The following is a 9,098-nucleotide window of genomic DNA, read 5'->3' as shown; positions in this document are numbered from 1 at the left end:
GTCCGCGGCCGGGGCGGGCTTGGGGGTCTTCTCCTCCCGCACGTAGGCCAGCTCGCGGGCCACGTCGTAGTAGCCACAGCTCTGACGCTGGGCGGCAACGGCGGGGGCGGTACCTCGGAGGATGTCCACGACGGCGAAGGGCCCCAGGGGGGTGGTCTCCGGCTCGGCGTCGGTGAGGGCCCGGACCCGGAAGTCGTCGTCCTCGAGCAGCAGGGCGAGTGCTTCACGGACTTCGGGAGCGGGTGCCGGCGACTTCGCGCGCCGGCAGAAATCCGAGACGGCAACCGCCACAGGGGTGGGGACGTCGTCGGGCTGTCGTCTTCTCTGCCAGGGGCTGGTCATGGAAAGGTGCGGAAAAATGCTCGTTTACGAGGGCCGATGCCTCTATCTTCGTGGCCAGACAGGTGTCAATGAGCCAGTCCGACTCCATTCTAAACAGTCAGCGGCTGCTGCAAGCCATGATACGGAGGCCGGCCAGGGGAGGGAGCGCTCCTTGACGCCGGCCGCTGGCGTTGCGGGCCGCAGCGGCGGGGGGTATCAGATGCCCCGCGTTCGGAGACCAACAGAGGTCGCTGACCGTTTACTTCGAAGATGAGCGGAGCTTGGGGGGATGGGCGTGGGCGCGCGGTTCCGGGGCGCCGTTACAACAAGGATGAGAGGGCCAGTGCAGGGTTGGCCCCCTACCGAGGGATTTCATGCAGGGCCACGACCACGACCACGACGAAATCAAGGACAAGGACGAGGTGCTCGCCCGCTACATGGCCCAGCATGGGCTGAAGAGCACGCGTCAGCGCAGCCTCATCATCGACACCTTCTTCGCGGTGGGGGGCCACCTGTCCGTCGAAGAGCTGTGGAACAAGGTGCGCGCGCAGGACGCGAAGGTCTCCGTGGCGACGGTGTACCGGACCATGAAGCTGCTCAATGAGTGCGGCCTTGCCCACGCCCGGAACTTCGGCGACGGCCAGACGCGCTACGAGGCGGCGGCGGGGCGCGACCACCATGACCACCTCATCTGCACCCGGTGCGGCACCATCGTCGAGTTCGAGAACGATCGCATCGAGACGCTCCAGGACGCGGTGGCCAGGAAGCACGGCTTCACGGTGACGTCGCACAAGATGGAGCTGTACGGCCTGTGTCGGGACTGTCAGCGCGGCCTCCCCGTGGCCTCGGAAGCCTGAGATGGGCGCCGCCGCGCGAGCCCTGGCCTGCCTCACCCTGCTGACGCTGGCTGGGTGCCGAGGCACGCGGCCGGTGGACGCGGGGCCCGCCTTCCTCCAGTCGCTGGCCCTGCCGTCGGTGGGGCCCACCGGCCACGACGTGCGCAAGCTCCAGGGCAAGGTGGTGCTGGTCTCCTTCTTCGCGACATGGTGCTTCCCGTGTCTGGCGGAGATGCCGACGCTGGAGGCGCTCCAGCGCGACTATGGCGCCCAGGGATTTCAGGTCGTCTCCGTGGGGATGGACCTGGAGGGCGCCAAGGTGCTCCGGCCCTTCGCCGACCACTACGCGCCCCGCTACCCGGTGCTGCTGGCCTCCCCTTGGATCATCGAGGGCCGCAGCCCCTTCGGCCCCATCAAGGGGCTGCCCACCACCGTCCTCTTGGATCGGCGAGGCCGCGCGGTGGCCGGCTGGCAGGGCGTGGAAGGGCATGACGACGTGGCGAAGGCGATCGAGAAGCTCTTGAAGCAGGACTGAGCGCTCCAACTCGCCGGACTTGCGTGGCGCGGCGCGTGCGCGCTCCCGGGTGCTACAGGTCTGGAGCGGATTTCTTGCGAGGGCGAGGCTCGCGGGTATCGTCGCCGCGTTCATGACGGCTCGCGGAAAGCTCCTGGTGGTGGCGGTCGGTGTGGCGGGGGCCTTGAGCCTGCTGTCGGTGGCGGATGCCAAGGGCTTCCGTCGCTACCTCTCCTTGCGACAGGACGTGGATGCGCTCCAGCAGCGCAACTCCTCCCTGTCCGAGCAGAACGAGGCGCTGCGACAGGAGATCGCCGCCTTGCGCAAGGACCCCGCGGCGCTGGAGCGGGCCGTGCGTGAAGAGCTCGGCTATGTGAAGCCGGGCGAGCTCGTCTTTCATCTGGAGTCACCATGACGTCGCTGAGCGCGTTTCCGTCGCCCGGAAGGTTGCTGCGTCATGTCGTGCGGCTGGTTCCCGCCGTCGCGGGGCTGGCCACCTTCCTCCACCTGGCGCGCGGCGGTTTCCGAGGCCTGCACACGCTGGGCTGGCCGGAGGCCGCGCTGGTGTTGTTCCTGCTGGTGGGCATCGCAGTGGCGGCGTGGCGCCGGGCCATGCGCGGCTCGGTGGGCGCCATCATCGACCTGCGGGATGACCTGGAGCTGGGTGGCGGGCTGGTCGCCGCGGGCTTCATCGTCGTGGCCATCGGGGGAGGGGAGCTGTTCCCCATCGTCTACCTCCTGATGGCGTTCCTGGTCGCCTTCCTGCCGCGCAACGCGGGGCTGACGCTCCTGGGCGTGGCGCTGGTGTTCGACGCGCTGGTGACGCTGGGCGGCCCGGTGCCGAACGCGGCGAGCTTCGCGATGCACTCGGCGTTCCTCGTGCTCTTCGCGGGCCTGTACCACCTGGTGCTGGCGTCGCGCATCGCCGTGGCGCGCCGGGCGGAGAACGACGCGGTGCAGAAGCGCATCCGCGAGGTGGAGGAGCGCGCGCGCACCTTCCGCCTGGTCAGCTCCGGCACTGCGGACAGCTTCAGCGGCATGAGCTCGGACGAGAAGTGGCTCGTCGCCTCGGTGAAGGAGATTGAGGGCGCGGTGCACGCGGCGCTGGAGATCGCCGAGACGGGCCTGCGCACCCACACCTGCGCGGCCTTCCTGCTCGCCTCCGACGACCGCAGCCTGAAGCTCTACGACTGCCGCTCCGGCTCCGAGCGCGTGCAGCGCGAGCGGTTCGGCGCGGGCGAGGGCATCATCGGCGGCGTGCTCAAGCGCCGCGCGCCGGTGCGGATGAACTCCGCCCAGGGCCTCAAGGGCGTGACGTACTACGAGGGCAGCGGCCCCCACGTGCAGGCCCTGCTGGCGGTCCCCATCATCGAGGGCAGCGGCCTGGTGCGCGGCGTGCTCGTGGCGGACCGGCTGGGCCATGAGCCGTTCAGCGACCAGGACGAGAAGCTCTTGAGCACCATCGCCGGCGAGGTGCTGCGCTCCATCGAAGTCGAGCGGGTGATGAGCTACATCCGCAAGACGCGCGACGAGAAGGACCGGTTCTTCAAGGCCATCGAGGAGCTGAACCGCGCGGGCAGCCCGGAGCAGGTCTTCGTGGCGGTGCTGGAGAGCACCCGGCAGCTCGCGGGCCTGGACTTCTGCGCGGTGACGCTGGTGTCGGAAGTGGACGGCAAGCGGATGCACCGCGTGGCGCGGATGACGGGCGTGACGGCGCAGGGCAAGGCGCTGGAGGGCCGCTCCTTCCCGGACAACAACGGGCTGGTGGCGAACGTGGTGCGCTACGGCGCGCCGCTGCCGGGACGAGACCTGAAGGCCATGGACCGCCAGGTCATCTTCGATGACGAGACGCAGATTCGCGGCCTGGGCGCGCTGAAGATCTTCCCGCTGGTGGCGGGCGACCGCATCCTGGGCACGCTGGTGGCGGGCTCGCGCAAGAAGGCGAACTTCGAGCAGGACGTGCTGCGGATGATCGAGGTCATCGCCATTCAGGCCGCGCAGGCGGTGCTGCGCGCGCAGCTCTACGAGCAGATGGAGCGGATGGCGACGACGGACGGGCTCACCGGCCTGTTCAACCACCGCACCTTCCAGACGAAGGCGGACGAGATTCTCGCGCAGGCGCGGCGCTACGAGCGCAAGTGCTCCGTCGTCCTCACGGACGTGGACCACTTCAAGAGCGTCAACGACACCTACGGCCACCCGACGGGAGACCAGGTGCTCAAGGGCGTGGCGCGCATCATCAAGTCCATGGCGCGCGACACCGACATCGTGGCGCGCTACGGCGGCGAGGAGTTCGTCATCGTCATGCCGGAGACGGACGCGAAGGGTGCGTTCACCATCTCCGAGCGGATTCGCGAGGCGGTGAAGGCGGAGGTCTTCCAGACGGAGATGGGGCCCCTGCGCATCACCATGTCGCTGGGCATCGCCACCTTCCCGGACCACGGGATGGAGAAGCAGCAGCTCATCGACCTCGCGGACCAGTGCCTCTACCACTCCAAGCGCAACGGCCGGAACCAGTCCGTCACCGTGGCGCAGATGCAGCAGGGTGGCCGGAAGCTCCAGGCGGTGGAGGCCTCGTAGTCCCCCGGCGCGGAGAGCCCCTGTCTTCGGGACTCCCCGAGCCGAAGTCGAACGACCCTGGCGGGTCGACGACTACAGCGACTGGAGGAACTTCAGCATCGCGGCGCGATCCGCGGCGTTCATCGCGGCGAAGGCGTTCTTCGCGGCGTTGCCCTCGCCCCCGTGCCAGAGGATGGCCTCCGTGAGGTTGCGAGCGCGACCGTCATGCAGGTACGCCTCGCCGCCGCTGACGCCGGCCGTCAGGCCGATGCCCCACAAGGGGGGCGTACGCCACTCGGCGCCAGAGGCGATGCCTTCGGGCAGGTTGTCCGCCAGGTCCGCGCCCATGTCGTGCAGGAGCAGGTCCGTGTACGGGCGGATGGTCTGCCCGCGCAGCTCCGCGTTCGGGTGGAAGGCGCTGGTGGTGAGCGAGGCCGTGTGGCACTTCGCGCAGCCCGCGTTGGCGAACAGCGTCTCGCCGCGCAGCGCCGTGGCGTCGCGCAGGTCACGCCGCGCGGGCACGCCGAGCAGCGCGATGTAGCGCACCATCTTGTCCAGGTCCGTGTTGTTCAGCTCCTGGCTCGATCCCGCGCACCCCTGCTGAGAGGGGCCGCAGTCACCCGTGGGGAACACGGCGCTGGTGACGCCGATGTCCCGGTTGAGGGCCTCGGCCACCTGGTGCTTGAGCCGGGCGACGCCGGCCTTCCACCCGAAGCGGCCCAGCCGCGTCTGGCCTGTCTCCGGGTCGACGACGGCCTGCATGCGGCCGGAGATGCCGTCACCGTTGCTGTCGTTCGGGTCGGCGAGCGCCGCGACGGCCGTCTCCGGTACCGCTTCCAGCAGGCCGAGGCCCACGAGCTGCGGGGTGATTCGCGCCGAGTGGTTCGTGGGGATGACGTTGAGGAAGCTGTAGTTGGGCCGGCGCAGCTCGTAGCCCGAGCCGTCCCCGTACTGGCCCGTCCGGGTGGTCCAGCTCGCGATGCGCACGTCCGCCTCCGGAGTGCCGCTGGTGCTGCGCGGCTGGAGACGGAAGCCCAGGAAGGGGTCCGCCGTCACCGTGGAGCCATTCACCCGTCCCACCTTGACGACGTAGTTGCCCAGGGTGGTGTTGACGGCGGGCGGCAGGCCGCGGCCGTTCTGCACGTGGCAGGAGATGCACGAGCGGGAGATGTAGTGGGGCCCCAGCTTGTTCACGGCCGACGACAGGATGGGGTTGCCCGGCTCCGAGTGGCTTCCGTCGCTGAAGTCGGTGTGGTGCAGGCGGCGGCCCTCGACGAAGGGCTGCGCGTTGACGGGCGCCATGTTCAGCGCCATCTGCAGGAACCGGTTCCTCGGCTCGTTGGAGTACGGGTAGTTCAGCGTGGTGCGGCCACCCGACCAGCCCGCCGCGGGCAGGGCGAAGGAGTCGTTGATGGCGCCCTGGCCCTCGAAGGGGACGATTCCCGCGCTGCCCACGATGTAGAGCATGGCGCGGCCGTAGTAGTTGAAACGCCCTTCCACCGGTTGCCGAAGGAAGACGCCGGCTTCAATCTCCATGCGGTCGCCCACGCGGATGGCCCGGCCTTCCTTGGCGTTGAAGTTGACGCTCGCGGTGTAGAGGAAGTCGTTCACCCGCTCGAACGTCCCGTTGTGGAAGTACTCCGCCACGGTGTTGAGGCCGCGGAAGAAGGCGCGGAAGTTCGTGCCGTCGTGCGGATAGACCGTGTGGAGGTTCACCCGGATTTGACTGCCGCCCTTGGCCACCTCGTCGAAGATTTCGAGCCAGAAGGTGCGGTTCTCGAAGTATCGCGCCAGGTAGTGGTCATACGCCTGGTATTGAGACTCGCGAGCGTGCCTGTCACGCACGCGGTCGCCTACGCGGGTGATGAGCGCGGCGGCCGTGTCCTGCGTCGTCGCGGGCTCCAGCGCGGTGCCGCTGTTGAAGAGGGGGATGATGTTGCCGACGTCGGGCGGGGGACCGGCGTCCTGGGGGCCCGGGCCAGCGTCCGGAGTCCCGGTGCCGGCGTCCGGTTGTTGCGGCGTGCCACCCGAGTGCGTATAGCGCGCCCACGCCGTATCAAAGGCGCAGTTACAGGCCACGTCCCAATACGTGAATGAGTAGTCGACGAAATCACCGGTGACGAGACCGCTCACCGTGAACTCGTTGCGGCCGCCGGTGACGACCATCCTCACGTTCTGCTGCAAACCGTTGTTCACCTTGAAGTGGATGTCTGCCCACGACGTGGTGTCGATGAAGAAGATGGCGGACGAGCCAGACGGCTGCGCGCCAGTGGTGGCGGCGCTCGCGGAACTGGCCGCGCAGGCCACCATCAACAATGCCACGGCCACTCCTGTTGCTCTTTTACTCATGCGTGTTCTCCAGGGGGATCCTCCGCATGGTGGCTTCGGCTTTCTCCACCATCCGAAGGAAGTGGAGTGTCAGCCGAGCAGCCAAGAATTCCTATGATGTTCGGAAAATTTATCTACTAGTGATATTTTCCGGACATCCGTGACAGCCCGGACTTGCGTCCTGATGCATTGCGTTGAATCGCGACTGGGGCAGGATGCGCGCCGCTCATGCCCCCCGTACCCCTGGCGGTGACGACCAGCACCAAGGTGGATGCCGCGCTGCTTCATGAAGCGCGAGCCGTGGCGGTGCGGTGGGGGCTGCCGTTCCTGCCGCGTCGCGCGAAGGAGGGCATCGCCCCCTGGCTCGGGACGAAGGTGGAGGCCCTGCTCGTGGTGGGTGGGGATGGGGTGACGCTGTGGGAGCCGGAGGGTTCCTTCGGGTTCCATGCGGGCATGGCGCACCTGCGGCTGATGCGCCTGCGGGCGGGGGAGCCGGACACCTTCGTGCGCGTGGCGGAGCTGCGTGCGGGGGACTCGGTGTTGGACTGTACGCTGGGCCTCGGTCAGGACGCGCTGGTGGCCTCACTGGCGGTGGGGCCGCCGGGACGCGTCGTCGGACTGGAGAAGAGCCTCGCTCTGTGCGTGGTGGCGGGGGAGGGGCTGCATCGGTACGAGCGCGGGGCTGACTCGTGCGCGGTGGAGGTGGTGCACGCGGACGCGCGCGAATACCTCAAGACGGTGCCGTCGGATTCCTTCGACGTGGTGTTCTTCGACCCGATGTTCGCGAAGCCGAAGAAGGCCCAGCCCGCGTTCGAGGTGCTGCGTCGCTTCGCGGAGCACGCTCCGCTGTCGGCGGAGACGTTGGAAGAGGGCCGCCGGGTGGCGCGCCGGTGGGTGGTGGTGAAGGGCGCGCGCTACACGGATGACCTGCGCAAGCTCGGGCTCACTCCGGAGCCGCTGTCGCGCTTCTCCGATGTCGCCTGGGGGCGCGTGGCCGCGCATCCCCAGGCGAAGTAGTCGTTGCGCATTGCAACGGTGGGCCGTCCCTGTTTTCCCGGGCCCGCGCCAGATGGCGTCAATGACTCAGGGATGTTTTGCATTGCCACGCAGTGAGCCACCAGGACTTGTCGCGACGATGGACCCGGGCGAGTCTCGCCAAACCCATACATAGGTGAAAGCCCTTATATTGACAGACATGTGACGACTCCGCTGGCATGCGCGCGCTGTCGAGGCACGTTGGGATTGCTCAACAGCGTCACACTCCACACAGTTCGCAAGGAGTTGCCCCCGCAATGTTGCGTCCATTCAATGGATTGGCGGTGCTGTTGGCGCTGGTCGCACTGGGCCCCCCAGGCTCGGCGTCCGCGCGTCCCATGTTTTGGCCCAATGATCGGGTCGCGCTCGATGATGGATCCGCCGTGTACGGAGACACGTACACCCTGGATCAGATCTATTCCGAGGTGACCTACGAGAAGTACAGCAACTGCACCGGCGTGTGCCTTTCAGGCATGGAGGCGGGGGATACGGATGCCCACGTCTTCGTGGACGAAGGCGCGGATCCAGAGGCGTCGAACACGACGGAGCCTCCGGGCGTGCAGGTGAACCCCTCCACCGTGGACCCGGCTGGCCAACCCTTCAGCAAGGCATTCCACAAGGACTCAGGATTCGGAAACAGCCTCTTCGGCGCGGGCTACACCATCGACGCGACGTTGAATGGTGTTCCGTCCACACCCTCGACTGGCGCGACGCTCGACGCCGCGGCCGAGGGGAAGATCTGGGCGCAAGCCTTCGGCTCCGGCAAGCAGGATCTGTTGCGTGGCCGAGCCACCGCGAGCGGCCACCAGTCGGGGGCCTTCAACGCGGCGGCGAACGTCTATGTCCTGGGCACACAGATCTACGAGAAGAAGCTGTCGGTGGGCACGCTCACGCTGGTGGACGAAGTGCTCTTCAACCGCGAGTTCATCAAGGCGCAGAAGAGCTTCAACATCATGTTCATCACGGTGACGGTGAAGGCCGCGCTCGCGGGCAATGCCGGCGTCAAGGTGACGGCCTCCGTGGGCCCCACCGCGGCGAAGCTGCTGGCGACTCCCAAGGGTGGCGTCTACGCCACGGCCAGCGCGTCTGCTTCCGTCTTCGTGGTCAGCGTGGGCGTGGAAGGCAGTCTGACGCTCATCGAGGCCTCGCTGCCTGTCAGCGGACAGCTTGTCTCCAGCGGTTGCAGCACGCTGGGCTGGGACCTCAAGTCCTCGTTCTCGGTGACGACCCTCTCCGGGAAGCTGAAGGCCTTCGTGAAGATCAAACTGTTCTTCATCAAGAAGAAGGCCTCCGTCACGGTGGCCTCGTGGAATGGCAACCTGACGGGAAGCACCACGACGTGGAACCTCTACAACGCCACGGGCACCGCGCCGATGTACTTCACGTGCGTGGGCGGCGCTCCGGTGGGAGGGATCTCCACGCTGAACCCCGTGCCCAGTCCTCCCTCGGGTGGCGGAGGGACCACGACCCCACCGCCTGGGCCGGGTGGGGGTGGGGGTGAATGC

The 9,098-nt window shown here is 67.9% G+C and carries 7 protein-coding genes and 1 pseudogene; 6 read left to right on the top strand and 2 right to left on the bottom strand.

Going from position 1 to position 9,098, the window contains the following annotated elements; translation table 11 throughout:
* Positions 1 to 342 (bottom strand): annotated as a pseudogene (locus HUW62_RS43090) (hypothetical protein); the annotation flags it as partial.
* 353 nt (positions 343 to 695) lie between these two features.
* Here HUW62_RS43090 and HUW62_RS43085 point away from each other — a divergent pair.
* The 4 genes from HUW62_RS43085 to HUW62_RS43070 all read left to right on the top strand — a co-directional run bounded on the left by HUW62_RS43085 (position 696) and on the right by HUW62_RS43070 (position 4,251).
* Positions 696 to 1,178: a Fur family transcriptional regulator gene (locus HUW62_RS43085; protein ID WP_176437756.1), complete on the top strand. Its 483-nt coding sequence runs from the start codon at positions 696 to 698 to the stop codon at positions 1,176 to 1,178.
* Between the two features lies 1 nt (position 1,179).
* Entirely contained in the window at positions 1,180 to 1,692 is a 513-nt protein-coding gene (locus HUW62_RS43080) for a TlpA disulfide reductase family protein (protein ID WP_176437755.1), read from the top strand.
* A 112-nt stretch (positions 1,693 to 1,804) separates the two neighbouring features.
* Complete coding sequence (locus HUW62_RS43075; RefSeq protein WP_163869809.1) at positions 1,805 to 2,086, top strand: septum formation initiator family protein; 282 nt, start codon at positions 1,805 to 1,807, stop codon at positions 2,084 to 2,086.
* Complete coding sequence (locus tag HUW62_RS43070) at positions 2,083 to 4,251, top strand: diguanylate cyclase (protein ID WP_163869810.1); 2,169 nt, start codon at positions 2,083 to 2,085, stop codon at positions 4,249 to 4,251. The genes HUW62_RS43075 and HUW62_RS43070 overlap by 4 nt, the downstream gene beginning before the upstream one ends.
* 72 nt (positions 4,252 to 4,323) lie before the next feature.
* Here the strand turns inward: HUW62_RS43070 and HUW62_RS43065 are convergent, their stop codons facing one another.
* Positions 4,324 to 6,579, bottom strand: a complete 2,256-nt coding sequence (locus HUW62_RS43065) for a di-heme oxidoredictase family protein (RefSeq protein WP_163869811.1) — start codon at positions 6,577 to 6,579, stop codon at positions 4,324 to 4,326.
* A 207-nt stretch (positions 6,580 to 6,786) separates the two neighbouring features.
* Here HUW62_RS43065 and HUW62_RS43060 point away from each other — a divergent pair, with 207 nt between their 5' ends.
* A complete protein-coding gene (locus HUW62_RS43060) occupies positions 6,787 to 7,575 on the top strand; it encodes a class I SAM-dependent methyltransferase (protein ID WP_163869812.1) in 789 nt (262 codons plus the stop codon).
* Positions 7,576 to 7,850: 275 nt separating this feature from the next.
* A partial coding sequence (locus HUW62_RS43055) for a hypothetical protein (RefSeq protein WP_176437754.1) occupies positions 7,851 to 9,098 on the top strand: 1,248 nt, incomplete at its 3' end.

The organism is Myxococcus sp. AM011, assembly GCF_013372595.1.
GTDB lineage: Bacteria > Myxococcota > Myxococcia > Myxococcales > Myxococcaceae > Myxococcus > Myxococcus eversor.
This window is presented reverse-complemented; position numbering and strand designations above follow the sequence as displayed.

What these genes read in the sequence shown, in the direction of transcription:
- HUW62_RS43085 (WP_176437756.1), top strand. Translation starts at nt 696, where the DNA reads ATGCAGGGCCACGACCACGACCACGACGAAATCAAGGACAAGGACGAG.
- HUW62_RS43080 (WP_176437755.1), top strand. Translation starts at nt 1,180, where the DNA reads ATGGGCGCCGCCGCGCGAGCCCTGGCCTGCCTCACCCTGCTGACGCTG.
- HUW62_RS43075 (WP_163869809.1), top strand. Translation starts at nt 1,805, where the DNA reads ATGACGGCTCGCGGAAAGCTCCTGGTGGTGGCGGTCGGTGTGGCGGGG.
- HUW62_RS43070 (WP_163869810.1), top strand. Translation starts at nt 2,083, where the DNA reads ATGACGTCGCTGAGCGCGTTTCCGTCGCCCGGAAGGTTGCTGCGTCAT.
- HUW62_RS43065 (WP_163869811.1), bottom strand. Translation starts at nt 6,579, where the DNA reads ATGAGTAAAAGAGCAACAGGAGTGGCCGTGGCATTGTTGATGGTGGCC.
- HUW62_RS43060 (WP_163869812.1), top strand. Translation starts at nt 6,787, where the DNA reads ATGCCCCCCGTACCCCTGGCGGTGACGACCAGCACCAAGGTGGATGCC.